This is a genomic window from Paenibacillus sp. GCM10027629 (genome assembly GCF_042676425.1).
In the GTDB taxonomy this organism is placed as follows: Bacteria; Bacillota; Bacilli; order Paenibacillales; family Paenibacillaceae; genus Paenibacillus_K; species Paenibacillus_K terrigena.
Map to the genome: position 1 here is coordinate 82,008 of NZ_JBHTGZ010000005.1, position 23,632 is coordinate 105,639.

The window sequence follows — 23,632 nt, forward strand, 5'->3', positions numbered from 1 at the left end:
CATTGCGTATTCAACTGAGAGGACACCATCTATTCTGCCTGCTTGGATACCGGGGAAAAGGCTATTCGGAGGGGTTCTGCGCGAACATGACCGAAATCTATGAGACTTTGCGCATGAAGCCGGAGACGATGATTGAGATTGTCTCGGGGCCGGATGTGATCTGTGCCGCGTTCCCTTCGGATCAGCCTTCGCATTGTCACAACCGCACGGTGTACCACAAAGATCAAGAGATTCTAGAACGGGTCTTGATGAAGATTGGAGAAAGTGCAAGCTGGGCGGATATTTGTGAGGCTGTTGCGAGAAACGTCATGCCGGAAGATATTAACCAGATTTGCTCGGATTGCATTTGGCATCCGCTTGGCGTATGTCAGGAAGGGATTGCTCATATTCGCCGCAGCAGGGAGCTTCGGGAGCTGCCGTAGGGATGATCATCCATTCGAGGGTTCAAAAAGCACGTACCGCGATCGCTGGTAGAGATGATATAGTAGAGATAGCGAATTTCAACTAGACGATAAAGGATGTTGCAAAATATGGATTATAAAATGATTGTACTGGATTTAGACGATACCTTGCTTCGTGACGATCAGACGATCTCGCCTCGGACGAAGGAAGCGTTAATGCGTGCACAGGCAGAGGGTGTGAAGGTGGTACTTGCTTCAGGTCGCCCGACGTATGGCATGGTCGGGATCGCGAAGGAGCTGGAGCTTGAGAAGTTCGGCAGCTTCATTCTATCTTTCAACGGTGCGAAGATTATCAACTGCAAGACCGGCGAGGAACTATTCAGCAGCACCTTGTCTGTGGACACCGTCCATGAGTTGTATGCGAAGAGTCAAGAGGAGAACGTGTCGATCTTAACTTATCTTGGCGACCAGATTATCACGGAATGGAAGAACGAGTATACAGAGGTTGAAACGGGTTTAACAGGTATGAATATTCGCGAAGTGGATAGCTTCGTGCAGACGGTTGATGTACCGGTTGTGAAATCGCTCATGGTTGCTGCGCCAGAACGGCTCATCGAGGTGGAGAAGAAGCTGAAGCAGCAGTATGCGGGCAAGCTGAACGTGATGCGCTCAAAGCCGTTTTTCCTCGAATTCACTGAAGTGGGTGTGGATAAAGGGACAAGCCTGCATCACCTCATTCAGAAGCTTGGCATTGCGCAAACCGAAGTGATTGCGATGGGCGACAGCTACAATGATGTTGCGATGATTGAGTTCGCAGGCCTCGGCGTCGCGATGGGGAATGCGCCTGATGATATTAAGGCACTTGCCGATTATGTGACCGATACGAACATGAATGATGGCGTCGCGAAGGTGGTAGAGAAGTTCGTATTGACCCCTCAGCACGCCTAATCGATTGGTTAGGAATTGGATGACGCGTATTTCCGCGAAGGTGGGAAATGCGCGTTTTTTGGTTCGGGTACGAAGACGAATATGGTATAATTGGAAAATGTGTTTTCCAGATACGATTATTTCATGAAAGGCAGGTGAATGCATGCTTGATGCGTACGTATTTCCAATCTCTTATGCGTTCATAACGTTTCCGATCGCGGCATTATTGTTCACGTTGCCGTTCTTAATTGTGCAATACCGTAGGCATGGCTATATTCATAAGTTTAGAGCTTTGGTCCTTTATTTACTTCTTCTCTACTTAATGAATGCCTTCTATTTGATTATTCTACCGCTGCCGGCATCTATTCATAATTTGCCTCCGAAGGCAGCAACCTATTTCCAGACGATTCCGTTCAATTTCGTGGAGGATATTGCGAGGGAAACCTCTGCGAAGCTAGGGAGTCCTTCTACTTATGTGCATCTATTGAAAGAACGAGCGTTTCTCCAAGTGCTGTTCAATGTGCTGCTCCTCGTACCGTTCGGGATGTTCCTGCGTTACTATTTCCGCGCGGGATGGGTGAAATGTCTTGTGATGTCCTTCGGGTTATCGTTTTTCTTCGAAATTACGCAAGTGTCGGGCATCTATGGCATCTATGATTATCCGTATCGGCTGTTCGATGTGGATGATTTGATGGCGAACACGTTTGGAGGTATGGTCGGGTTTGTCCTAGCGGAGTGGGTATCGAAGCTGCTGCCGCGTATGGATCGATTGGATGCGGGCGTAGATTTAACGGCCAAACGTGTGTCATATACGCGCCGGGGCATTGCTTTCTTGTTCGATTGGTGCATCGTCTTCCCGATCTCTGCGTTTCTGGCGGTGGCTGGACTCTCTATTTCTTATGTGATTGTCGTTGCTCTGTATTTCATTGTGCTGCCGTATGTGACGAATGGCCGGACCTTAGGTAAGTGGATCGTGCGAATTCATTTGAAAGGAAAAGGAGATCGCATAGGGCTGAAGGAGCTCGTGATTCGATACGGACTGCTGTATGTTCTAATCGGCGGGCTAAATGTGCTGTTTATCTTTCATGTACAGGACATGCCGAATATCTTCGGTATGTTATACGGTTTTGGGTTGTTTATCATGAATATATGGTTCGGGATCCACTGCCTCCGGTGCTTATTCAATCGGAATCGAGAGTTGTTCTATGAGAGGAAGAGCGGCACGAAGCATGTGATTTCCATATATCCAACGAAACTTGGCAACCAAGAGGACGAGGTGAAGGAATCGTGAGTGAGAAGCGTGCAAACACACAGGCATGGATTCAGCAATTTTATCAGGACCGCGGATGGTCAAATTACGGTCCTTTTGAGCGCGTAGGCTTTCTAATAGAGGAAGTTGGTGAGACGGCGAGAGCGATTCGTGCGATCGAAATCGGCAGAGATCGGCCCGATGAAGTGGAGCAGCCGTTGGATCGATTGCGGGAAGAACTGGTCGAGGAACTAGGAGATGTTCTAGGTAATGTGATTATTCTCGCGAACATGTATGATGTGTCGATTGAACATATTCTAGAAGTCCACAAGAGCAAATTAACGAAGAGATATCAGAGCGGAGTGTGAGAATCGATGAGAAAAATTTGTGTTTTTGCAGGATCGAATGTTGGAACAAGCCCCGAATATGAGCAAAAGGCAGAAGAACTAGGTCAATTACTCGCATCGAATAACATCGAGCTTATCTATGGCGGCTCCAAAATTGGCCTCATGGGACGGGTGGCAGATACCGTATTGGCTGCTGGCGGCCGTGCGGTGGGCGTCATGCCGCGGAATCTTTTTCGCGGGGAAATGGTGCATCCGAACTTAACCGAGCTGCATGAGGTTGATGGCATGCATGAACGGAAGGCGCTCATGTCAGAACTGGCAGACGGATATATTGCTTTACCGGGTGGGCTTGGCACGTATGAAGAGTTGTTCGAGGTGCTCAGCTGGTCACAGCTCGGCATTCACAAGAAGCCTGTCGGTGTGCTGAATGTTAATGGGTTCTACCAACCGATGGCAGATATGCTCGAGCGGACGGTGGAAGCCGGATTCATGCAGAGATCGAACCTGGGACTTGTCCTAGTCGAGGCAGAACCGCAAGATCTCCTTCGTCAAATGGTAAGCTACACGCCGCCTGTGCAGACGAACAAGTGGAGCGAGTTGAAATCATAGCAACAGCGAGAGTCCATCCTGAACAGGGATGGATTTTTGTTCGTTATGATCACCAAATGCTGTTAATGCATACAAAATTCTGGATTATTCTACCTGATCATGAGATGATTAACAGGTTGGTTGAAATGCTATTTGTATATTCTGAAGAGGAGAGGTTCAGGAAGTATGAAGTCGACTTGGAAAGGTACTAGAATGTTGGTGGTTCTAACGTTCGTTGCACTCATGGTTCAGTTATTCATTCCTACTTACACCTATGCTGCAGGAACGGCATCCAATCGGTACGATGTGGTGGTCGTTGGCAGTGAAATTCAAGGGGTTCTTTTAGCCAAATCTGCACGGAGTCTTGGACTGAACGTACTGATTCTGGACCCGCGCAATAAACCGGGCGGTGAGCTCGTGCAAGGGCAAATGATGGTGCTTGACGAGCCGAATGATAAGAAGAAGCGGAGTCTTGTCCAAGGGGAATTGAAAAATCTATATGCCGGCTATAAGGCAGGTACGATCCGGACGGTAGAGGAGATTACACGTTATTATGAGAAGCTGCTTAGAGAAATCCCAATTCGCAGCGGAATTACGATAGAGTCGCTTGATATCGTGCCCTCTCCTTATAATAAGCAAGAGAAGTCCATTCAATCGTTAACGTATAGAGCGAAAGACGGGAAGACCTATACCGTTCAATCGAATTATTGGGTGGAAAATACGGACCATAACGCCTTAACAGGCAAATTGGATCTAAAGCGGATTCCAGGCATGGAGCAGATCTACAAAGGCAAAAAGCCAGATTATATGGCAGCGACGTTCATGTTGAAGTTCAAAAATGTGAATTGGAGAAAGCTGCACGCGGACATCCTGAAAGACTATCCGTTAACAAATCTACAAGCTAAGTATGGCCCTAATACATATGTTGATTGGAAATTCGGGACGGGATTCAGCAATGTCACGAGTAAATACAAACCGCAGGACTCGCAGCTACTCTTGCGTGGGTTGAATATTACCTATCAGAAGGATGGCTACGTTCTGATTAACTCGCTGTTGATTTTTGATGTGGATCCTGCGAATCCGAAATCGGTGGAATCGGCAGTGACAAAGGCGAAGGCCGAAGCGCCGCATATCCTGAAGTTCTTGCAGAAGAACGTTCCGGGGTTCGCGAAGGCCGAGTTGAATGGCTTCCCGGATTACCTCTATATTCGAGATTATAATCGCTTCGAGACCGAATATGTGCTGCACGAGAACGATTTAACGAGCAGCCGGATGTTCTGGGATAATGTTAGTATCGGCGGCTATGGGATGGATCTGCAGGGCACGAAGGCGATGCCGAAAGGCATTAATGTTGGAACCCCGGATCGCTACGGTCTGCCGCTGCGGTCCTTCGAGCTGGCTGCGTATGAGAACGTCCTAGTCGTCGGCAAAAATATCGGCGCTACGATCAAAGCTTACGGCAGTGCACGAATTGTCCCGAATACCGCACTTGCTGCACAGACGATTGGCATTATCCTGGGCAAGGAATCGAAGCAGAAGCGTCTAAAGGCGCTGACGGAAGCCGATTTCAAGCGAATCCATCAATATCTGGAGAAGGATTTCCGTATTAAACTTCAGAAGTAAAGACAGCAAGGGAGGAATATCCGGTGAAAATGGATCGATTGCTCGCGATGACGGTGCTCCTGCTGAATCGAGGACGTATCAGCGCCAAGGAGTTGGCTGAACGGTTCGAAGTGTCGACCAAGACGATCTATCGTGATATGGATACGTTATGCCAAGCAGGGATTCCGATTGCGGCGCATCAAGGCACTTCCGGCGGCTTCGAGATTATGGAGCAGTTCACTATCTCTCGCCAATTTCTTACGCTGAGTGAGATCAATTCCATTATTCGTGCCGTGCGAGGGGTGAATCAAGCCCTTGACGACAATACGTATGATCATCTGTTAGAGAAGGTTAGCTCCATGATCGGTCCGACGGATCGGTCGCAATCTGCCGGATATCAAGATCCATTGATCGTAGATCTAAATCCATGGGGGCAGGGGCCTCATACGCGTCACAAAGTGAATGTCATTCGTCAAGCTATTGAGGAGAGCCGGGTTGTCGCCTTCCGCTATATGAACATGCATGGGGAAGAGAGTGAAAGGAATGCTGAGCCTGCAGCGCTGATTCTCAAGGGCAATGTATGGTATCTGCAAGCGTATTGTCAGCTGCGCGGGGAGTTCCGCGTCTTCCGATTATCTCGCATTTATGACCTCATGCTTCAATCGCAAGCATTCGACCGTCGGGAGGCACCATCCATGGAAGGATATGCTTGGGAGTCTACGTGGAGCCGGGAAGAAGAGAAGACCATCACGCTAAGCTTCTCCCCGCAGGTACGCTATCGGGTGGAAGAGACGTTCGACCCCGGACAAGTGCTGATCGGCACAGACGGTTCTGTGCGGGTGGAAGGGTATTTCAGCGATGATGAATGGTTCTACGGCATGCTGCTGAGCTTCGGCCATCTTGTTCGCGTCGAGCAGCCGCCTTCTGTAGCGGAAGAAGTTGTCCGCCGGGCAAGGCAAATTATTGCACAATATGATAACTAGACAGATAGCTGTCCAATTTTCCTAGGTACAATAAAGATATTAACTGATGGAAATGAGGAAATTGTTATGAACCAACGTATTGAATTCCAGCGCCCAGCCTTCGATCTGATCGGGATTAGCGCACGAACGACGAATGCAGCGGAAGCAGGACCGGACGGGCTCATTCCGAAACTGTGGGAGACCTACTTCCAATCGTCAATCCTATCACAGGTCCAATCGAACAACTCTGAGCTGCTGTACGCGTTATATACCGACTATGAGAGTGATGCGTCAGGTGCGTATACGTTGCTGCTTGGACATGAGAAGGGCGACGGCGCTATGCTGCCTGAGGGACTATGTGAAGCGCATGTTCCTGCTGCCAAGTATATGATATTCACGACCCAGCCGGGTCCTTTCCATGAAGTCGTACCCGCAGCGTGGCAGGAAATCTGGGCATTCTTCCAGACTTCAGAGATCACACGGACCTATACCGGTGATTTCGAGCTGTATCGAACCGCGCAATTCGATCCGAATCTTGCGGTTGTCGAGATTTATATCGCTGTTCATTAAGGAAACGAAGGGATGCCCTATGTTTGTGGGCATCCCTTCGTTGTCATGCTTCATGCGTTCGTACTGGGGTTAGGATGTAGGTCGCCGTGGATGTCTCATCCTCTTCTAAAGGCTCAATCCGAATGGGGCTCCACTTCCCTTGGAATTTCAGGGATACGTCCTTGCATGCCATCGTTCGGAGAATATCCCGCATATATTTACTGTTGAATGCAATACGAATGTCTTCCCCCAGTTTCCGCACAGCCTCCCATTGCTCGTTCACATCGCCGATTTGCTCCGTGCTAGAGAACAATGTCAGCCTTGTATCTAACGTCTCTAATCGGACGATATGACCATCCCCTGCCAGAATGGAGACACGCTCAAGCGCTTGAAGTAAATCTTCCGTGTGCAAGACAAGGTGTGTGGTATGAACGGCAAAAGCGTCAGGATCGATGGACGGGTAGGTTCCCTCAATCAAAGCCGAGTAGAAGGCAAGCTGACGCGTACCAAATAACACTTGGCGATTGTCGATCTGGATGTCTACGGATGTCTCATCATCCGGAAGGATACGGGATAATTCCGTTAGGCTGCGCCCCGGTATGATGATCGCGTGTGGCGGAGCGGCATTGATTCTCTCTATGTTCGTGAGGAGTGAAGCGAAGCGTACCCCGTCTGTGGCCAGCAGTCGAATCTGGTCTGCATGGTGATGATCCCACGCTAGGGACACCCCTGTGAGTACGGGCCTTTGTTCAGAAGGAGAGACAGCGAAGGCCACTTGCTGAATGATCTTCTGAAGTTGGATTGAAGACAATCGGATGGTCTGATCGCTATGGAAATCAGGCACTTCTGGAAATTCATTGGCTTCCATCCCGGATAATCGGTATATCGCTCGTTCGGAGCGCACGGTAAGCAGGAGAGGACCTGTGAGTTCGAGCATGACAGCGCCTAGGGGCAGCTTGCGTACGATTTCGAACAAATACTTCGCAGGCACAACGATACTGCCGACTTGCTCGATCTGGAGATTTGCTTCATGCAGCGGTAGTTCAACTTGAATCGTAATCTTCGAGTCACTAACACGGAGGCGTAGACCCTGATGGTGTGCGGTCAGTAATATCCCCGATAGGATAGGCATGGGCGACGTCGGTGATACCGTTCTTATTACTTGTCCAAGGGCATGAAGCAAGTGATCGCGCGTCGTTCTAACCTTCATGCGAAGCCTCTTCCTGTCTGGCTGGAGCGGCTGGATCATGAGCCAAGATGATCTGCCGGATCAGCTCGGAACGGGAAATTTGCTTCGACTGGCATGCGGCCTCAAGGTCGTCCCAGACCTGTTCGGGCAAGGTCAGCGATATTTTCTTCGTTAGACCAATCCCTTTACGCCCCGCACCTTCTCTCGCTCCGCCTTTCCCGAAAGTGATGTGCAATTGACCTTCTTCACGAGGTACGCCTACTTTGACCTGCTGCCTTGGCAAAGAATCCACCATCCTATCTTCGTCTGTATTATGAATAAGGTAACTTAATTCAATAGCAATTGTACATCCAATATAGCACATAAAAATGGAAATGTCTGCAATGAAATGGAATTGCATGTGGAGATCAGGGAATTCAAGCCCGCATCTTAAGCTAATCTTTAGCCGCTAGCGGTTTACAGGCTTGGACGAGGCTTGTAAAATTTGAAGAAGCATGTCGAATTTGTAAAGGGTTGAAAGCATGAAAAGCAGCAAGGTCTACCTCAAAAAAAGGTTGCTATATTTCGTCATTGTCTCTTGTGTGGTCGTCGGCGCGCTGATTAGCGCTAGACTCTATCTCTCATACTTCGCTACGAATAAATCGTCTGAAGTGGCGCTTGCCAAACAGTATCTTGCGATTGCTGAAGATATTAAGAATGGAATCGACCGTACGCATGTCGACGAGTACCGTAAGAGCTACAGGGAAGAGGATCGCATGGAAATCAAAGCCTATCTCGAAGAATACCGCCAGCGTATTCATGCGAGGTATGTCTATATATTAACGCTGGATGAGAGTGAGGTATCGAAGGTGCTGATCTCTTCCCATCCGCCTGATGCTGTTGATCTGCCTGTGGGTGCGCCTTGTACGGTGCCTCCATCACAGGTTAACCAAGCGAAGCGAGGGAAGTCCTACTATACGGGCATTATGACAGTAGACAACGACGGCATGGAAGAATCGTACCTATCGGTTGGCGTTCCCTTACATGATCAAGATGGTTCGCTCCTTGGTGTGATTGGCATTGATATTGACGCTCGGGATTTAGAATATGCGAGTAACGAAGTGATGCGTGGAAATCCATTTATTTTCGGGATCGACGTCTTATTTGCGCTAACGTTACTCACGGCCATCTTTATGCTGAATAAGTGGTACCGATTGCGTCTTCGCCGAAGTCTGCAAGAATCAGAACAGCTCTACATTTCGGAGCTTGGCAAAGTGATCGGCACAATTAAGTCTAGCAGGCATGATTTGTTGAACCACTTTCAGGTCATTAGCGGACTGCTCCAGATGAATTATGTAGATCAGGCACAGTCTTACTTGCGAAATCTAAGCATTGATACGAAAGTACTGGATTGGACGGTACGGATCAAGAATCCAATTCTGATGGTATTGTTCCAGAGCAAATGGGAGCTTGCAAAATCGCGCGGCATTCATATGGAATTCGATGCGGATCAAGATGAATACCGCTTAGTTGAATCGATGGATCTCGTTAAGATTTTTTCGAATTTATTGGATAATGCGATTGAAGCCTTGGAATTGTATGAGGGAGAGCAGCCGAAGCTAATTCATGTGACTTGCCGCAATGATGGGGAGAAATATGTATTTGCTGTACAGAACCCGGCAGAGCTGACGGCAGGTGAGCAGAAGAATTTCTTTCAATACGGCTATACCACCAAGGAGAATGCGCAAGATTTACGCGGGAACGGCCTGTTGATCGTCCTAAATACCGTGGATAAGTACAAGGGAAGTATTCATTTTACGTATGAAGAAGGCCAGGTATTGATCCAAATTAAGATCTAGTATTTTCAATCTATCGGAATTCTTGGTATCATACAAATAAATGAATCTACAGCAAAGGGATGAAAGAAGATGTTAGACGCAATCAAGATCGAGCGCACAACCTCGCCGAAGGCAAGACCGCAAGACGATCAGCTCGGATTCGGTAAATATTTTACGGACCATATGTTTATAATGGATTATGATGCGGCCAAAGGATGGTATGATCCGCGCGTCGTTCCATATCAACCGATCACACTCGATCCGGCATCGAAGGTGTTCCATTATGGACAGACCGTGTTCGAGGGATTGAAGGCTTACCGCACGAAGGATGGAAGAATTCTGTTGTTCCGTCCAACCAGCAATTTCAAACGTCTGAACAAATCGAATGATCGCCTCAGCATTCCTGCACTGGATGAGGAGCTTGCGCTTCAGGCGCTTAAGTCGCTGATTGAAGTGGATCAAGATTGGATTCCTCATGCGGAAGGAACTTCACTCTACATTCGTCCGTTCATTATCTCGACGGAAGGATCGCTTGGCGTAGCGCCGTCTCGTCAATACAAATTCATGATCATCCTCTCGCCAGTAGGCTCGTATTATGCAGAGGGTATTAACCCTGTCAGCATTCATGTGGAATCGGAATATGTCCGTGCGGTAGCAGGCGGCGTCGGAAATGCGAAGACGGCAGGGAACTACGCAGCGGGGCTCAAAGCACAAGAAGGCGCAACAGCGCTTGGTTATTCTCAAGTGCTATGGCTTGACGGCGTTCATCGCAAGTACATTGAAGAAGTGGGCAGCATGAATGTGTTCTTCCGTATCGGTGACAAAGTCATCACGCCAGCGATTAACGGCAGTATTCTTGAGGGGATTACACGTGACACAGTTCTTCAGCTCTTGAACCACTGGAATGTAACGGTGGAAGAGCGCCGGATTTCAATTGATGAATTGGTTGAAGCGCATCAGAACGGCTCCCTCATCGAAGCATTCGGGACAGGCACGGCGGCGGTTATTTCCCCGATCGGTTCCTTGCATTGGAATGGGGAGAAGCTTGTCATCGGCGATGGTGCGACAGGTGAGCTATCGAAGAAGATCTATGATGCGTTGACAGGTATTCAGAAGGGCGAGCTCGAGGATCCGTTCGGCTGGACTGTACAGTTGTAGGAATGAATGGCTTGAAGGAGAATGAATACACCATGAGCAAAGTAAATGAGCAAGAATTGATTCAATACATTGCGAGCAAGTCCAAAGTCGATCCGAAATGGGTCGACGTTGTGCTGAAGCACGCGCAGAAATTTATTAATAGCGCCAAGCCTAATGCACGCGGCGAGGTAGACATTGATAGCGACGACCTCGTTGATTATGTGGTGAGCCGTCCCGATGTGAAATTGAACGAACTTCAAGTCGAGACAATCTTGGACCTTGAGATGGATTACTTGATGGACAAAGGTCTCGCGGGGTACGAGGACTAGTCATTACATGTAGAACCCAAGTGAAAGAATCAGAGCCAGTCAATCTCTTTAACCAGAGGTTCGACTGGCTTTGTTGTTGTAGGAGCAGCCTCATCGATGACCCAATTTGCTTCATTATCTTATCCATCAAGGATCGGGTGACATAAACTTAACTAAGCAGTTCTATACAGGATCGCACCCAATCATCAGAGTGGGAAGAAGGTTAATTCATGGTTCGATCAACGACGAAACGGGAAATAAGCTCCATCATGCTGAAGTATGGTCTACATGTGCATTCCGTTCATTCTTGCCGCTCGTTATACAATAGCTCGGCTGGTTATCATGTTGTGACTTCGAATGGAACGGTCTTCTTGAAACCTTTCAAAGGATTGAAAACTAGGCTGGCACACGTACATTCCCGCTTGTTATGGCTGCGGGAAAATGATTTTCACCATATGCCCCTATGGTACACCACAAGGAGAGGAAAGTACTGGGTAAGCTATAAGGGGAAGTTGTACTATGTTTCCGAATGGATCGAAGGTAATCAGTTAGATAGGATTGAGCAAGAGTATGAAAGACTGGGTGAAGTGCTGGGGAGATTGCATCATCTCACAAAACAGTTTGTCTCCCCATCATCTTCCTTACCGTTTCGAGAATGTAATCGCTTCAAGCTGCAGAATAAGATGTTCATCCGTCGATTGCCAGTCCTTAAGAAGAAATCGAACGGCATTGGCAAATGGTTCAGAGATGAAGGAGATCGGTGTCGTGTGCTGGCAGAGGAGGCATGGCGTCTATTACGCCAGCCAGATGTGAGGAGGGCGCTTCGCAACATATCGCTTATTCATGGGGATGTAACGAAGCCGAACGTGATTGTAGGATCCGATGAAGTGTATTTGATTGATTGGGAATTTACGGTACGAGGTTCGGCGTATTATGAAGTTGCAAAGACGCTTAACAATATCATGGACTTCTCGATCCCACACATCTCTGCCTTCCTGCAGGGCTATCAGAAGATGAATCCATTAACATTACAGGAACGCTTGATTATAGCTGCTTTATTCCGATTGCCGCGCGAAGCTTGGATTGCTAGTGACAGAATCATAGCTGGTGGTAAGTATGCAGATTTGTTCAAAGGCTTGAAAAACTCTTGGGCGAAGCGGCTGGAAGTCATTCAATGGATGGATGCTTGGGCAAGACAGGAGTCGCAGTCAGGTGTACAGGATCTCTCATCTTGGATCTAGAAAATCTATAAAATGAACGTTGAGAGGCCATGCAACAGTACATGAGCCTCTTCGGGCTGCATCCGTTCTGTTATCGACTCGAAGTTCTCTTGACCCATAATGAACTAAATCGGCAGCATAAGAAAATGACCAAATTCCCGAGCATCGCAATTCCGAATACGACAGCCGGGTTCGCGAGTTCGGAAATCCATCCGGCAGCGAATATGGCGAACGGCATGCCTAGCTTGAAGAGCGATCCCGTAATCCCGCTGATCCGCCCAATGAGGTGATGCGGGGTCGTCTCTTGACGGAAGGTCCATATACTAACTGTGCTGATCGTCTCGAAGAGCCCGTTGAAGAAGAGTGCTGCTGCAAGCCAAATTGCCGAATGTGCTGCATAGAGCATTCCATACGTAAACCCGACGAATAGGGTAGTCAAGGTCACGATGACCCCAGCTTCGAATCGCCTCCGCAGCGGCTTTAGCAAGAAGCTTCCAATGAGTCCGCCGGCTCCCGCAGCTGAGAGGACAAGTCCGAGCTCGAAATTCGCAAGTTTGAGGGTATCCTTCGCGAAGAAGATGATTGTCGTATCGACCATGCCAGATGTAGAGTTCAAGAAGATGACGGTCAACGTGATGAGCCATAGCAGACGATTGCTACGCAATTCGACCCAGCCCGCATGGAGTTCTCGCCAGAACCCTTGCTGCTTCGGTGGTGTGATGATCTCTTCCGATCGAAGGAATAAGAGGGTGATGAACCCGATCATAAATAAGAGTCCCGTTAGAAAGAGACTATCCTGCAGCCGTGGCAGCATGAGCACCAGTCCGGTTAACGCAGGTCCCATAATGCCGATGAGCGTCGTAATGAAATTGAATGAAGCATTCGCGGAGGTCAGCATTTCATTCGGCAAGGTGTGTTTGACCATACCAACACGGGCATTACCCACGGCATAATTGCATGTCATGAGCAGGAATCCACCGATATAGAAGATCACCATCGAAGGCTCACTGCGAATCGATAGGAAGTAGAGTAAGAACAGGATGATCACTTGGAACAGCACAGCCCATAAGGACCACTGTTTCTTGCGGACACGGTCGACGAGGACACCGATGAACATGGCGAGTAAGAGATTCGGCAGAAATTCAATGCCGCGCATCGTCGACATCGCTACCGAGGATGAAGTCCATTGATAGAGAATGAGAGGCAGTGCCAGCTCATAGATTTTATTACCGAAGGTGATCATGGCCCCCGAGATGAACAGAACTAGGAAGTTCGGGTGCATCCAGATCGATAATTTTGTTGGTAGGGCTATTTGAGTTGTTGCACTCGTACGCTGCATCGCTCTTGCATCCTCCTCTTTACTGTGGGAATGAACCCCATTATACTTTTGGAAAAGAAGAAGAAAAAGCGAAAATGGTATGCATACCATTTCGCCTTTTTGGAGGGAAGAACGGATGGAAGTTGAAGTGTATTTCGTGAAATTGCGTGAGCATTATGCTGCAATTCCTGATGGGCAAGCCGTGTCGCTATCGATGGATGATCTAACGGGTTTATGGGATTGCACGCGCCGTAATGCACAATTGGTGCTGCGTCGGATGGAGGAGCAGGGGTACGTGGAATGGCATGCAGGACGTGGGCGCGGCAACTTGTCCCGTCTTATTTTCCACACCTCCTACCGTAAAGTGCTGTTGGAGAGAATCAAGTCACTCGTGCTGAACGAACATATCCAAGAGGCGTGGCGCACGCTGGATTCGCACGATAATCAGGATCTCAAAGATGAGGTGACCGCATGGATCTCGACACAATTCGGAGTTCGGCAGGATTCGGATGCGAAGGATGTGCTGCGGTTTCCTTTTTACCGTCCGGTGCTCGACCTCGATCCTGCTCATGTGATTCGTCGTACAGAGGCACACTGGATGAGGCAGATTTTCAACACGCTCGTGTCTTATTCAAGTAAAGAGCAGCGAATCGTTCCGGAGCTCGCACACGCTTGGGAATGCGATGCGGCGAAGATACGATGGACCTTCTATCTGCGCAAAGGGGTTCGATTCCATCATGGGAAGCGGATGACGGCTCGCGATGTTGCTTATACGTTTCACCGGATTCAGACGGAGGCACCAGTGGAATGGATTCCAGCGATGATTCAGAAGATTACGGTTATCAGCGACTATTGCATCGAGTTTCTTTTGAATACGCCAAATACGATTTTCGATCGTTTTATTTGTACAGAGCGGTATTCGATTGTTCCGGAAGATCGATATGACGAACAGGGTGCCGGGGACCTCGCGGCTATGCCAGTGGGGACAGGCCCTTTTCGTATGGTAGAGAACAATGCATCGAAGATGGTGCTAGAATCGTATGAGAGCTATTTCGAAGGGTGCCCGCATTTGGATCGGATTGAAATGTGGGTATGGCCGAATTATGAGCGGGATTTGCTCCTACAAGTGAAGGAGCAGGATGCGCAGCTGCTGTATAATGAGGCTCAGCCTACAGCGGGAGACCAGCCGTTTCTTCAACAATTGGAGAAAGGAAGCAGTTATCTCACATTTAATCTAGCCAAGGAAGGGGTGCTGCAGGATGTTCAGCTGCGCCAAGCGATTCATGTTGGATTGGATCGGGAGCAGATGATTGCTGACCTGGGCGGTCATCGCATGTATCCGGCTGAAGGGTTTATTCGGGACCAAGGGAATCCGTCCTTCCACTCGGAATATCATCTGTCGTACGCGAAGGAGCTTGTCCGGTCTTCGAGCTATCAAGGCGAGCGAATAATGTTATATACGTATGAGATGGTAAGCAATGAGCATTGTGCGGCGTGGATTCAGGAAGCGTGCAACCGGATTGGTATTCAAGTCGAGGTGGTGGTTGTGCCCATCCGGGATTTAGCAAACCAAGATAAGCTGGCTGCCGCAGATATGGTCTTTGCGGGAGAGGTGCTGGGGGAGCAGTCGGACATTACGTTGATGGAGATGTACACCTTGGATACGAGTTTTATTGGCAATCATCTGAGTCCCGCTGGTGCTCTGATTGTGAATCATGGGATTGCGCAGTGTCTCCTGGAGGAGAATTTAGATAAGAGAATGATGATGCTTCATGAAATTGAAAAAGCGTTGAAGCATCAGCTTCAATTGTTGTTCCTCTATCATAATGTGCAGACGGCGAGTCATCATCCATCGCTTGGTGGGATATCGCTCAATGCTTGGGGGAAAGTAGATTATCGGCATGTCTGGGTTCGGAGAAAATGAGAGGAGTTTGCCATCGGCAAGCTCCTAGAAACGCCCAACAACAGCAATATCAGAGCGCCTTACCCCTCATGGGGTGGGCGTTCTTTGTATTTAATCTGCACTGCTTCCGCCGCTATCTCGGCTACTGCCGCTATCCCCGCCGCTATGGCCCAGTGAACTGCCACTATCATTTGGGGAGCTATCATGGTTATGATCGAAGTTCGTACTGCTAGAGTCCGCATAGAAATGGGAGCTCGAATATTCACTGCCTTCACTCGGTCTTTGTGATCCACGTTTGGCAATGATGACGATGATGAATACAACGAATGCCAATAAGATCAAGATGATCAGGTTATTCAAAGGGAACACTTCCTTTTTTGCAATAATCACATTGTTATGAAGAATTATACCATTCTTGCTGAGATTCGCGGTGTAATTCGCTCTGCGAATTTGCTACAGCCGTTTATTCCTTTTGCCTGTGATATCCGTCAGATCGAAGAAGAGACGCGTCTTCTCAGCCAGCAGTCATTCTAAAAGCCTGACACTTTGTTAAATTATTACATTGTGTGCTCGAGATGTTCTTGTTACAATGTACAGCGAGATGTGAGATCTATACACATTTTGGGCGGGCGAGGGGTTTTACGAAGAAGAAGGTTCACCAAATGATTCAAAAATGGTTTCGTCTACAGGAACACGGTACGAACGTAACCCAAGAGATCATGGCGGGGATCGTCTCATTTTTTACAGTAGTCTATATTATTGTCGTCAATGCGTCGATTCTCGCGGATGCGGGGATTCCTTTTGAAATGGGCGTTGCGGCGACAGTATTTACATCGTTTATAGGATGTCTCATGGTCGGTTTCTGGGCAAATACCCCGAATGTGCTTGTACCCGGTATGGGTGTGAATGCATTATTCACGTACACGATTGTACAAGGTATGGGGTTGCCCTGGCAGGAAGCGTTGGCCGCCGTCTTTATTTCGGGCTTGGTGGTTACGGCCATTTCATTCACGTCTTTGACGGATTTGATTGCCAAGGCGATCCCGAATTCGCTGAAACATGCGATTACGGTTGGGATCGGGTTCTTGCTCACGTTCATTGGGATGGAAAAAGGCGGCTTGATCGTCTCTGGTAAGAGCACGCTCTTGGCGCTAGGAAGTTTTTCCGACCCGCACGTACTTCTGACGCTGGCCTCACTTGGGATTACGCTCTTCTTGTTCGTGCGTAATGTCCGGGGGAATCTGTTGATCGGTATCGCACTTGGCACAGCGCTTGCAGCGTTGTTCGGCGGACTGAATACAGGTTCTGGAGGTGAAACGGCCCTATCCCTTGCGGATTATGGTTCGTTCATCGGTGCAATGTCCTTCGACAGCATCGGTTCAATCGTCTTCTGGGTCGCAGTATTCTCGCTCATCTTGGTCGTCTTGTTCGAGAATGTCGGCTTGATTCATGGTCAGATGGAAATGATCAAGCGTCCTGACAAGTTCAAGCGTACGTTCCAAGCTAGTGCGGTATCTGCCGTGAGTGCTGGTCTGCTCGGTACGAGTCCGACGATTTCTTCGGTGGAGTCAGCAGCGGGGATTTCGGCTGGCGGGAGAACAGGATTAACCTCCATTACGACAGGGGTTCTGTTCCTTAGCTCGATGGCGGTCATTCCGCTTATCAAGATGATTCCGAGCTCCGCGATTGCGCCGGTATTGATGATTATCGGCGGGCTAATGATCCAGGGCATTCGGGAGATCAAATTCGACGATATGACGGATTGGTTCCCAGCGTTTCTGACGATTGCAGCGATTCCACTCACCTCGAGTATCGTGGATGGAATGGCATTCGGCTTCATCGCGTATCCACTCCTAAAGATCGCAACAGGCAAATGGAAGAGTGTTGGTATCGTATCCTACGTGATCGCAATGCTGTTTGTTATGAATTTTGTGCTTCATACTGCAGGTTAATGGAATAAGAAGTAGATGGTAGAGCCGCCTTCGTCAGAGGGCGGCTTTGCTGCGTTCGCAGCAGCTTGGAGTTAAAAGAAAAAGCACACCGGAACGATTAAGTCATGGTGTGCTTTATTCGTTATCCCGCTTGTGTTGTTTCTTTTCGCATTTCCTCCGCTGCAAGTGTTCGAAGACGATCATGGGTGTACGTAGGCTAGTGCCTAGTTATTCGTTATTCTTGGCGCTCTTGATCGCGATCCGGGGCAGGCTGCTCCGGTGCATCTGCGTCTACAGGCTCAGAATCCACGGACTTGCTGTGCACGTGATCCGTTCTTTCTTCCGAGGAGGGTGTAACGGCAATCGGCACTTCAGCCACATAAATTTCTTCTTTAAACGAGTTGCCGCAATGACTGCAGAATTTTGCCTCGTAAGGAGCGGCTTCCCCACAGGAACAGAGTTTTTCTCCTTTGACACGTGCGAGTTCTTGTTCTAACGCTACAATTTGGATTTCTAATTCGGAAATTTCACGGCATAGCCCCTTCATACGCCCTTCAGCGTCATCCATTGAAGTGGATGTGACGGTACTCATCCCGGATGCACGGTACACGAGTTCACCGAGCTGCTCATAGTGCTCCTGAATATCTTTGCGTTTGGACGCAATCTGGGTGTACAGCTTCGTGTACTCTACTGTTTGCTGCGCTTTATCTTTCACTTGGTTCAGACCGGATTTCATTTTATCGAATATGCTCATGGCTATTCCTCCTCTAAATACATACAGGTCGTGCATTTCCCTTATTATCCCATGCAGCAGTAGTCAGGGCAATAGAAGGACGAGCTGGCTACACTAAAAAAGACTGCCGTTCACCGAGGAGCTTCGTGGTGAATGACAGTCTTTAGCGTAGACTTCATTATTCGGAGCCAGTCCGGAGATGGCCTGATCGAGCGACCTTGGTCTCAAGGTACCGCTCATTGAATTCGGACACATCACCCCAGAGAGGAACGCGTCCAGATAGGTTCGCGCCAGACTGCTGCAAAGCCTGCAGCTTTCTTGGGTTGTTCGTAATGAGTGTAACCGGGTTGGAACGCAAGGATTGAAGCACGAGAATCGCTTCTTCATAATTTCGTGAGTCATCGGAGAATCCAAGCTGTAGGTTCGCTTCAACCGTATCGAGCCCTTCTTCCTGTAGCAAGTAAGCTAGGGCTTTGCTGAAGAGTCCAATGCCGCGTCCTTCATGATTCGCAAGATAGAATAGCGCACCAGCGCCTTGCTTCACGATCATCTGCATCGATTGACGGAGCTGGAAGCCGCAGTCGCATCGTTTACTTCCGAAGATATCGCCTGTATGGCAGATGCTGTGGAATCGGATAATGGCATCATCCGCATGTTCGAAATCGCCGTAGACGAGTACGCTGGATTGCTGCATCTCTGCAAGTGAAGCTTGCGATAACCGAGCTACCAAGGCTTCAATCGGAAGCTCTTGTCCCGGGGTCGTATTCGGCAGTGCATCGCTAGGCACCCAGCAATACCACTGAAAAATATGCGTCTCCCCATGTAGATTCACCGGCAGCTTGATTGGGCCGGCCAAATAGAGGGACTGGTTGGTATCTTGTATATAACGGACTTTATGCTTCAACACATCTGTGATTTTTTTGGATATTGTCATATCGCGTCGCTCCTAACTTTCAATCTTACATATTGGTTACTTAATGTAAGTAAGTATATTATTAAAACCAAGTTGAGTCAATGGATTTAACGTTGGATGATTTTGTGCGGCGACTCTACTTTGCTACTTCTTAGTATAGTGATATAAGTCACAGTGAGCAAATAGGTGAATTGTGGTTCTTTTAATGCCAATTGGGGTACGTTAATGCGAGTGGTGTTCAAATGAAGTACAGATGTAGGGGGATTGCAGATGCAGAAGGCGCATTGGGCGGACCGAGCCGAACGGCTTACAAGCCAGTCATGGCTGCTGCTTGCGGTGCACGCATTGTTCGTGATTGCGAGCAGTCTATCGGGAACCTTCCTCGGTGTATACCTTTGGAAAGCAAGTCATAATTTTGCGGCGATTGGCTGGTTTACGCTCTTGACCCATTTGTGTATGGCGCTGACATTCTGGATTGTAGGGTATGTGGTGAAGAAAGGCTATACATTATTATGTTTTCGAATAGGGATTGCCCTCTCCGCGGGTTTCTATGCGATTGTCTTGCTTCTCGGGACGTCTGCCGTTCACTATATTTGGCTGTTAGGGCTTGTGCAAGGGCTTGCTACCGGGCTATTCTGGCTTGTGTTTAATGTGATTTATTTCGAGGTGTCAGAACCCGATACACGGGATCGATTCAATGGTTGGATGGGGATATTCGGTGCGATTGCGGGGATGGTTGCACCTTGGTGCTCGGGACTTCTGATTTCGCATATGAACGCAGAGCGTGGTTATCGCATGGTGTTCATGATCTCACTCGGTATCTTCATCGCCGGGGTTGTCGTTAGCTTCTGGCTGCGTCAGCGGAGAACGGAGGGAGTCTATGAATGGAGGCTGCCTGTTCGTATTCTGCAGACGAAGGGGACACCGTGGCGATCTATTCTCGGAGCACTGGCGGCACAAGGATTCCGTGAATCTGTATTCGGAGTTATGATAGGTCTGCTCGTGTACATCCAGACAGGGAGTGAGATGAAGCTCGGTAACTTCACATTGATTACATCGGCGATTGCTTTCATCAGTTTCTATTTCGTGGGCAAATGGGTTAAGCCGTCTTGGCGGAGCCCAGCCATGCTCCTGGGTACCGTGGCGCTGATCGTGGTGATTCTACCGTTCTTCTTCGGTTTGAGCTATATGACGATGTTGATCTTCGGGATTGGGACTTCACTCTTTATTCCGCTCTACACGGTCCCCATGACCTCGGCGGTCTTCGACTTGATTGGACAGAATGAGGAGAGTGTGCGGCAGCGGGAGGAGTATATTGTGCTTCGCGAGTTGGGGCTGAGTGCGGGGCGTATCGTGAGCATGCTTCTATTTATTGTGACGGTGTCTGTCAGTCAAGATCCGCTCGTCTTGAACATTCTGCTTCTTGTCGTGGGCAGTGCCCCCTTCGTATGCTGGTTATGTATGCGGGGATATCTCCGTTCAATGGCGGGGCAGAGAGAGAAGATGCCACGGAGAGAAGTTACTCGGTGAGGATTGTGGCAAGTATGGTACAGGCATCGAAGTGGATTAATGAAAGGAGTGGGATTACCGCCACTCCTTTTTCTGTGGGATGGGACGATCATGGCTTGTGGATCGCAGGCTTATTGACCAATCCACGGCCAATCAGATTGGCGGAGATAGGTTTCTTCCCGATTTCTCTTGCCCATACGGATAATTGGCCCATATGATGGATCTCATGTGCGATAATATGGCGCGTGATTTCACCCCAGGTATCTGTCAGGATGCTTCCATCCGGCCGTGTGTCTTGGAAAATCCGATTCTCCATCTGCTCGTTCCATTCGCTTACGAATTCGATCACCTCTGGGCGGAATGCGGCTTCCAACTCACGTACACGTGCAATGCTCTGATAGCCATCGAAGCTTTCTTGGAAATCTGGTCTCCCTTGCATGGCGCGAATCCAGCTCCACTCGACATCGATGATATGGAAGAGTGTATGTAGAATACCTCCTACGCCACCGGTCCGAACTTTCAACAGCTCATCCAGTGGAACATCTTCACACCAGCGGAACCAATCGTCCCGAACCTGCCAATTGTATTCGAATAATGTTTTCAAGGTGATCCCTCGTCTCTCTAAATAAGTTCCAGTTCTATCCTTTTAGTATACGGGAATATTTCCTGAACGTGGTTAGAATTTAAATGACTTGTAAAAATTGTTCAGCCCTCTTATCGGCAATGGGAAATCAGGATATAATAATTGAGATGGGACGGCTTGTCCGACCTATACAATGCTGCGAAAAGAGGATGAGGAGTAGTATGAATATTGCACCTTATATCAATTTGGATGGTCAATGTGCAGATGCCGTTGCATTCTATGAGAAGGCACTGCAAGCGAAAGTCAAAGGAATCATGCGTTTTGGCGATATGCCAAATGAAGACCACCCGATCCCTGATGAGGCTAAAAATCGTGTGATGCATGCTGCGATAGAGATTGACGGCCATACGATCATGTTCTCAGATACTTTCCCTGGACAGCCATTTACATATGGAGATCAACTGAGTATTGCGATCGTATCCAATGATATGGAACGATTGAAGTCGATCTATCATGCACTCGCAGATGGTGGACAGGTGATCATGGAACTGCAGAAGACGTTCTGGAGCCCGCTCTATGGCATGGTGAAGGACAAGTTTGGTATCCAGTGGCAGCTTAACGGCGAAGAGTGTAAAGAATAGTAGCTTAAGAAGATATAGAACTAGGGAGAGGTGTCTCGCGCGCAGCGGGTACCTCTTTTTTGTGCGTGCCAATCAAAAGGGATGCTCCTCAGTAAATAACCTTTACAGGTTAACGGGGGGCATCCCTTTGTTATACGGTGCTTCACTTACACATAGGATCTTTTGCGGAAGAAGAGAAGCGCTGCACCACCGAGGATGAGCAGCATTGCTAGGATCGGTTGGCCTGTGGATAGCTTGCTCAGAATGGAACCGATCGTGAAGACCACGAAGAAGATCAAAGATAGTGCGAGTAGAATATTGATCGGAATGAGCAGATATTTGTTCCGGCTGCCCATCCAATAGAATTCGAACAATCCGACGGCAGGCGCGAGAATAAATCCTGGCCACATGATGCCCCAGCTGTCGAACAGCATGGAGATCTGACATACAATCCCTACGGTCATTAGAATCCCGCCCGGGATTAATAATCCAACCCCTCGGCGATCTGTTACGGAGAAATACAGCCAATGCAGGAATACGCCAATCGGGATGATGAACATGGTAGGCCAGAAATATTTGAATATCGTGCCCGTACCCCAAGATTCTCCGCCGCTTGTTACGAGCAGAATCCCGAGAACAATCAGAATGCCGCCCATTAGCCAATTTCGGTTCATTTTTCGTTCGCTCCTTATCAATTTCGTACATGTCGTTAATTCTCATCTTAGCATGGGGGTCTCGTATTGTCCTCAGACTGGGGAGCGAAGGAACACTAGACCAAAGTCTAGGTTCGTTAATGCTGAGGATTCTTGTACTTATCCATCTGAATGGCGGTATCGATTGATGATTCAATGGACAGGATGCCAAGTACGGTAACGATACTAAATAGGATGCCGTAGAGCACGGTCTGGAAGGAAAATCCGAACATGGCTACGCAAGCGCCCCACTCTAAGGCGATTGCAATGGTGCTGAGGATAAGCTTCGCTTTTTTATTCATGGAATCATACTCCTCTTCAATGTGATATTTACCTTATTTTAACAGGGGTTAGGTGCTGTCGACAAGGGAATGTTCATAGAATGTTCAAGAAATAAGGGGTTGAAATGACAAAAATCACTAGCTATAATAAACTCATTCGAGACGAAAGTGAACGGGTGTTTACTAATGCAGTATTTAAAAGATGACGTCAAAAACAGTATACTCCGTGCAGCCTTGTCCGAATTTCTGGGGCATGGTTATAAGAATGCGTCGATGCGTCAGATTGCGAATACGGCAAGCATCACGCCGGGGAATATTTATCGATATTTCAAGAGCAAGGAAGACCTTCTGCACGAGATGCTGCATCCTACACATGAGCAGTTCCTTCAATACCTCGCGGAGATTCAGCTGAATATTGAGCAGACCTGTACGAATGAAAATACAGATCCGCTTAGTTATATCACTATGGTCCAGAATACGCTGCTGGAGCTGATTAAGGAGTCCAGCGCAGAGTTCCGGATTATGCTGAATTTAAGTGCGGGATCGAAGTATGAGCATGTGAAGCAGGATTTGATCGAATTTGTCATCCAGATTATCGAGAAGTTCTTCTTAGCGGCACGAGATTTGTCAGGACCATCCCTAGTGGAATTGAAAGACACGATTCGCATGATTTCATCTACCCTTGTTGAAGGGATATGTATGATTTTGCGCGATCATGAGGACGGGACTACTGTTCAAAGGTTGGCAAATGAATTGTTGCACATTTACTCGGCTGGGATTTGCCAGAGACTCAGCCAGTAATTTTTTTGTTCTAAAAATGAACAGGCGTTCATTAACCTTTTAATGGATAGGG

General features: G+C 48.3%; 27 protein-coding genes. 18 read left to right on the forward strand and 9 right to left on the reverse strand.

The features are described 5' to 3' along the window. Window positions 1–2: 2 nt before the first annotated feature. The 8 genes from ACFQZR_RS06320 (at window position 3) to ACFQZR_RS06355 (ending at window position 6,646) form a co-directional block, all read left to right on the forward strand. Window positions 3–422, forward strand: a complete 420-nt coding sequence (locus ACFQZR_RS06320; RefSeq protein ID WP_379344017.1) for a DUF1284 domain-containing protein — start codon at window positions 3–5, stop codon at window positions 420–422. Between the two features lie 108 nt (window positions 423–530). Then, window positions 531–1,349 carry a Cof-type HAD-IIB family hydrolase gene (locus ACFQZR_RS06325; RefSeq protein WP_379344019.1) on the forward strand — a complete coding sequence of 273 codons (819 nt, stop codon included), beginning with the start codon at window positions 531–533 and terminating at the stop codon, window positions 1,347–1,349. Between the two features lie 142 nt (window positions 1,350–1,491). Continuing rightward, the gene (locus ACFQZR_RS06330) at window positions 1,492–2,619 is read left to right on the forward strand and encodes a VanZ family protein (RefSeq protein WP_379344021.1); all 1,128 of its coding nucleotides are present in this window, start codon (window positions 1,492–1,494) and stop codon (window positions 2,617–2,619) included. Beyond that, a complete protein-coding gene (locus tag ACFQZR_RS06335) occupies window positions 2,616–2,945 on the forward strand; it encodes a MazG nucleotide pyrophosphohydrolase domain-containing protein (protein WP_379344023.1) in 330 nt (109 codons plus the stop codon). Before ACFQZR_RS06330 ends, ACFQZR_RS06335 begins: the two co-directional genes overlap by 4 nt. Window positions 2,946–2,951: 6 nt before the next feature. Next, the gene (locus ACFQZR_RS06340; RefSeq protein WP_018754431.1) at window positions 2,952–3,533 is read left to right on the forward strand and encodes an LOG family protein; all 582 of its coding nucleotides are present in this window, start codon (window positions 2,952–2,954) and stop codon (window positions 3,531–3,533) included. A 165-nt stretch (window positions 3,534–3,698) separates the two neighbouring features. Beyond that, window positions 3,699–5,135 (forward strand): FAD-dependent oxidoreductase, encoded by a 1,437-nt coding sequence (locus ACFQZR_RS06345; RefSeq protein ID WP_379344026.1) that lies wholly within the window; start codon window positions 3,699–3,701, stop codon window positions 5,133–5,135. A 29-nt stretch (window positions 5,136–5,164) separates the two neighbouring features. Next, window positions 5,165–6,097 carry a helix-turn-helix transcriptional regulator gene (locus ACFQZR_RS06350; protein WP_379344906.1) on the forward strand — a complete coding sequence of 311 codons (933 nt, stop codon included), beginning with the start codon at window positions 5,165–5,167 and terminating at the stop codon, window positions 6,095–6,097. 66 nt (window positions 6,098–6,163) lie between these two features. Further along, the gene (locus ACFQZR_RS06355) at window positions 6,164–6,646 is read left to right on the forward strand and encodes a GyrI-like domain-containing protein (protein WP_379344028.1); all 483 of its coding nucleotides are present in this window, start codon (window positions 6,164–6,166) and stop codon (window positions 6,644–6,646) included. 43 nt (window positions 6,647–6,689) lie between these two features. Here ACFQZR_RS06355 and dnaN read toward each other — a convergent pair whose 3' ends face one another. Together dnaN and ACFQZR_RS06365 are read right to left on the reverse strand one after the other, a co-directional pair. Continuing rightward, window positions 6,690–7,835: a DNA polymerase III subunit beta gene (dnaN, locus tag ACFQZR_RS06360; protein WP_379344030.1), complete on the reverse strand. Its 1,146-nt coding sequence runs from the start codon at window positions 7,833–7,835 to the stop codon at window positions 6,690–6,692. Continuing rightward, a complete protein-coding gene (locus tag ACFQZR_RS06365) occupies window positions 7,825–8,106 on the reverse strand; it encodes a ribbon-helix-helix protein, CopG family (RefSeq protein ID WP_379344908.1) in 282 nt (93 codons plus the stop codon). The genes dnaN and ACFQZR_RS06365 overlap by 11 nt, the downstream gene beginning before the upstream one ends. Window positions 8,107–8,335: 229 nt before the next feature. On the opposite strand from ACFQZR_RS06365, the gene ACFQZR_RS06370 reads away from it, so the two are divergent. The 4 genes from ACFQZR_RS06370 to ACFQZR_RS06385 all read left to right on the forward strand — a co-directional run bounded on the left by ACFQZR_RS06370 (window position 8,336) and on the right by ACFQZR_RS06385 (window position 12,317). Further along, complete coding sequence (locus ACFQZR_RS06370) at window positions 8,336–9,652, forward strand: GHKL domain-containing protein (protein ID WP_379344032.1); 1,317 nt, start codon at window positions 8,336–8,338, stop codon at window positions 9,650–9,652. 69 nt (window positions 9,653–9,721) lie between these two features. Further along, window positions 9,722–10,789: a branched-chain amino acid aminotransferase gene (locus tag ACFQZR_RS06375; protein WP_379344034.1), complete on the forward strand. Its 1,068-nt coding sequence runs from the start codon at window positions 9,722–9,724 to the stop codon at window positions 10,787–10,789. A gap of 32 nt (window positions 10,790–10,821) precedes the next feature. Further along, window positions 10,822–11,097, forward strand: coding sequence for a hypothetical protein (locus ACFQZR_RS06380; RefSeq protein WP_379344036.1), 276 nt, complete (start codon window positions 10,822–10,824; stop codon window positions 11,095–11,097). Between the two features lie 209 nt (window positions 11,098–11,306). Next, entirely contained in the window at window positions 11,307–12,317 is a 1,011-nt protein-coding gene (locus ACFQZR_RS06385; RefSeq protein WP_379344038.1) for a phosphotransferase, read from the forward strand. 70 nt (window positions 12,318–12,387) lie between these two features. Here ACFQZR_RS06385 and ACFQZR_RS06390 read toward each other — a convergent pair whose 3' ends face one another. Beyond that, window positions 12,388–13,635: an MFS transporter gene (locus ACFQZR_RS06390; RefSeq protein WP_379344040.1), complete on the reverse strand. Its 1,248-nt coding sequence runs from the start codon at window positions 13,633–13,635 to the stop codon at window positions 12,388–12,390. Window positions 13,636–13,750: 115 nt separating this feature from the next. Here ACFQZR_RS06390 and ACFQZR_RS06395 point away from each other — a divergent pair, with 115 nt between their 5' ends. Beyond that, window positions 13,751–15,538 (forward strand): SgrR family transcriptional regulator, encoded by a 1,788-nt coding sequence (locus tag ACFQZR_RS06395; RefSeq protein WP_379344042.1) that lies wholly within the window; start codon window positions 13,751–13,753, stop codon window positions 15,536–15,538. Between the two features lie 90 nt (window positions 15,539–15,628). On the opposite strand, the gene ACFQZR_RS06400 is transcribed toward ACFQZR_RS06395, so the two are convergent. Then, window positions 15,629–15,877 carry a hypothetical protein gene (locus ACFQZR_RS06400; protein ID WP_379344044.1) on the reverse strand — a complete coding sequence of 83 codons (249 nt, stop codon included), beginning with the start codon at window positions 15,875–15,877 and terminating at the stop codon, window positions 15,629–15,631. Window positions 15,878–15,913: 36 nt separating this feature from the next. Between ACFQZR_RS06400 and ACFQZR_RS06405 the strand changes: the two genes are divergently transcribed. Together ACFQZR_RS06405 and ACFQZR_RS06410 are read left to right on the forward strand one after the other, a co-directional pair. Then, on the forward strand, window positions 15,914–16,051 hold the full coding sequence (locus tag ACFQZR_RS06405) for a hypothetical protein (protein WP_379344046.1): 138 nt from the start codon (window positions 15,914–15,916) through the stop codon (window positions 16,049–16,051). A gap of 128 nt (window positions 16,052–16,179) precedes the next feature. Continuing rightward, window positions 16,180–17,469 carry an NCS2 family permease gene (locus ACFQZR_RS06410; protein WP_379344049.1) on the forward strand — a complete coding sequence of 430 codons (1,290 nt, stop codon included), beginning with the start codon at window positions 16,180–16,182 and terminating at the stop codon, window positions 17,467–17,469. Between the two features lie 214 nt (window positions 17,470–17,683). On the opposite strand, the gene ACFQZR_RS06415 is transcribed toward ACFQZR_RS06410, so the two are convergent. Together ACFQZR_RS06415 and ACFQZR_RS06420 are read right to left on the reverse strand one after the other, a co-directional pair. After that, window positions 17,684–18,202: a zinc ribbon domain-containing protein gene (locus ACFQZR_RS06415; protein ID WP_379344051.1), complete on the reverse strand. Its 519-nt coding sequence runs from the start codon at window positions 18,200–18,202 to the stop codon at window positions 17,684–17,686. Between the two features lie 157 nt (window positions 18,203–18,359). Further along, a complete protein-coding gene (locus ACFQZR_RS06420) occupies window positions 18,360–19,115 on the reverse strand; it encodes a GTP cyclohydrolase II (protein ID WP_379344053.1) in 756 nt (251 codons plus the stop codon). 249 nt (window positions 19,116–19,364) lie between these two features. Between ACFQZR_RS06420 and ACFQZR_RS06425 the strand changes: the two genes are divergently transcribed. Then, window positions 19,365–20,624 (forward strand): MFS transporter, encoded by a 1,260-nt coding sequence (locus tag ACFQZR_RS06425; RefSeq protein ID WP_379344055.1) that lies wholly within the window; start codon window positions 19,365–19,367, stop codon window positions 20,622–20,624. An 88-nt stretch (window positions 20,625–20,712) separates the two neighbouring features. Here ACFQZR_RS06425 and ACFQZR_RS06430 read toward each other — a convergent pair whose 3' ends face one another. Beyond that, on the reverse strand, window positions 20,713–21,207 hold the full coding sequence (locus ACFQZR_RS06430) for a DinB family protein (RefSeq protein ID WP_379344057.1): 495 nt from the start codon (window positions 21,205–21,207) through the stop codon (window positions 20,713–20,715). Window positions 21,208–21,407: 200 nt separating this feature from the next. Between ACFQZR_RS06430 and ACFQZR_RS06435 the strand changes: the two genes are divergently transcribed. After that, the gene (locus ACFQZR_RS06435; RefSeq protein WP_379344059.1) at window positions 21,408–21,827 is read left to right on the forward strand and encodes a VOC family protein; all 420 of its coding nucleotides are present in this window, start codon (window positions 21,408–21,410) and stop codon (window positions 21,825–21,827) included. Between the two features lie 146 nt (window positions 21,828–21,973). On the opposite strand, the gene ACFQZR_RS06440 is transcribed toward ACFQZR_RS06435, so the two are convergent. After that, on the reverse strand, window positions 21,974–22,480 hold the full coding sequence (locus tag ACFQZR_RS06440; protein WP_018754452.1) for a vWA domain-containing protein: 507 nt from the start codon (window positions 22,478–22,480) through the stop codon (window positions 21,974–21,976). A 116-nt stretch (window positions 22,481–22,596) separates the two neighbouring features. Next, window positions 22,597–22,800 (reverse strand): hypothetical protein, encoded by a 204-nt coding sequence (locus ACFQZR_RS06445; RefSeq protein WP_379344062.1) that lies wholly within the window; start codon window positions 22,798–22,800, stop codon window positions 22,597–22,599. Between the two features lie 165 nt (window positions 22,801–22,965). Here ACFQZR_RS06445 and ACFQZR_RS06450 point away from each other — a divergent pair, with 165 nt between their 5' ends. Beyond that, the gene (locus ACFQZR_RS06450; protein ID WP_379344064.1) at window positions 22,966–23,580 is read left to right on the forward strand and encodes a TetR/AcrR family transcriptional regulator; all 615 of its coding nucleotides are present in this window, start codon (window positions 22,966–22,968) and stop codon (window positions 23,578–23,580) included. Window positions 23,581–23,632: the final 52 nt, after the last annotated feature.

What these genes read in the sequence shown, in the direction of transcription:
- ACFQZR_RS06345 (WP_379344026.1), top strand. Translation starts at nt 3,699, where the DNA reads ATGAAGTCGACTTGGAAAGGTACTAGAATGTTGGTGGTTCTAACGTTC.
- ACFQZR_RS06450 (WP_379344064.1), top strand. Translation starts at nt 22,966, where the DNA reads ATGCAGTATTTAAAAGATGACGTCAAAAACAGTATACTCCGTGCAGCC.
- ACFQZR_RS06425 (WP_379344055.1), top strand. Translation starts at nt 19,365, where the DNA reads ATGCAGAAGGCGCATTGGGCGGACCGAGCCGAACGGCTTACAAGCCAG.
- dnaN (WP_379344030.1), bottom strand. Translation starts at nt 7,835, where the DNA reads ATGAAGGTTAGAACGACGCGCGATCACTTGCTTCATGCCCTTGGACAA.
- ACFQZR_RS06330 (WP_379344021.1), top strand. Translation starts at nt 1,492, where the DNA reads ATGCTTGATGCGTACGTATTTCCAATCTCTTATGCGTTCATAACGTTT.
- ACFQZR_RS06370 (WP_379344032.1), top strand. Translation starts at nt 8,336, where the DNA reads ATGAAAAGCAGCAAGGTCTACCTCAAAAAAAGGTTGCTATATTTCGTC.
- ACFQZR_RS06395 (WP_379344042.1), top strand. Translation starts at nt 13,751, where the DNA reads ATGGAAGTTGAAGTGTATTTCGTGAAATTGCGTGAGCATTATGCTGCA.
- ACFQZR_RS06445 (WP_379344062.1), bottom strand. Translation starts at nt 22,800, where the DNA reads ATGAATAAAAAAGCGAAGCTTATCCTCAGCACCATTGCAATCGCCTTA.
- ACFQZR_RS06410 (WP_379344049.1), top strand. Translation starts at nt 16,180, where the DNA reads ATGATTCAAAAATGGTTTCGTCTACAGGAACACGGTACGAACGTAACC.
- ACFQZR_RS06350 (WP_379344906.1), top strand. Translation starts at nt 5,165, where the DNA reads ATGGATCGATTGCTCGCGATGACGGTGCTCCTGCTGAATCGAGGACGT.
- ACFQZR_RS06435 (WP_379344059.1), top strand. Translation starts at nt 21,408, where the DNA reads ATGAATATTGCACCTTATATCAATTTGGATGGTCAATGTGCAGATGCC.
- ACFQZR_RS06375 (WP_379344034.1), top strand. Translation starts at nt 9,722, where the DNA reads ATGTTAGACGCAATCAAGATCGAGCGCACAACCTCGCCGAAGGCAAGA.
- ACFQZR_RS06440 (WP_018754452.1), bottom strand. Translation starts at nt 22,480, where the DNA reads ATGAACCGAAATTGGCTAATGGGCGGCATTCTGATTGTTCTCGGGATT.
- ACFQZR_RS06405 (WP_379344046.1), top strand. Translation starts at nt 15,914, where the DNA reads ATGAAGAATTATACCATTCTTGCTGAGATTCGCGGTGTAATTCGCTCT.
- ACFQZR_RS06325 (WP_379344019.1), top strand. Translation starts at nt 531, where the DNA reads ATGGATTATAAAATGATTGTACTGGATTTAGACGATACCTTGCTTCGT.
- ACFQZR_RS06385 (WP_379344038.1), top strand. Translation starts at nt 11,307, where the DNA reads ATGGTTCGATCAACGACGAAACGGGAAATAAGCTCCATCATGCTGAAG.
- ACFQZR_RS06390 (WP_379344040.1), bottom strand. Translation starts at nt 13,635, where the DNA reads ATGCAGCGTACGAGTGCAACAACTCAAATAGCCCTACCAACAAAATTA.
- ACFQZR_RS06415 (WP_379344051.1), bottom strand. Translation starts at nt 18,202, where the DNA reads ATGAGCATATTCGATAAAATGAAATCCGGTCTGAACCAAGTGAAAGAT.
- ACFQZR_RS06340 (WP_018754431.1), top strand. Translation starts at nt 2,952, where the DNA reads ATGAGAAAAATTTGTGTTTTTGCAGGATCGAATGTTGGAACAAGCCCC.
- ACFQZR_RS06355 (WP_379344028.1), top strand. Translation starts at nt 6,164, where the DNA reads ATGAACCAACGTATTGAATTCCAGCGCCCAGCCTTCGATCTGATCGGG.
- ACFQZR_RS06420 (WP_379344053.1), bottom strand. Translation starts at nt 19,115, where the DNA reads ATGACAATATCCAAAAAAATCACAGATGTGTTGAAGCATAAAGTCCGT.
- ACFQZR_RS06380 (WP_379344036.1), top strand. Translation starts at nt 10,822, where the DNA reads ATGAGCAAAGTAAATGAGCAAGAATTGATTCAATACATTGCGAGCAAG.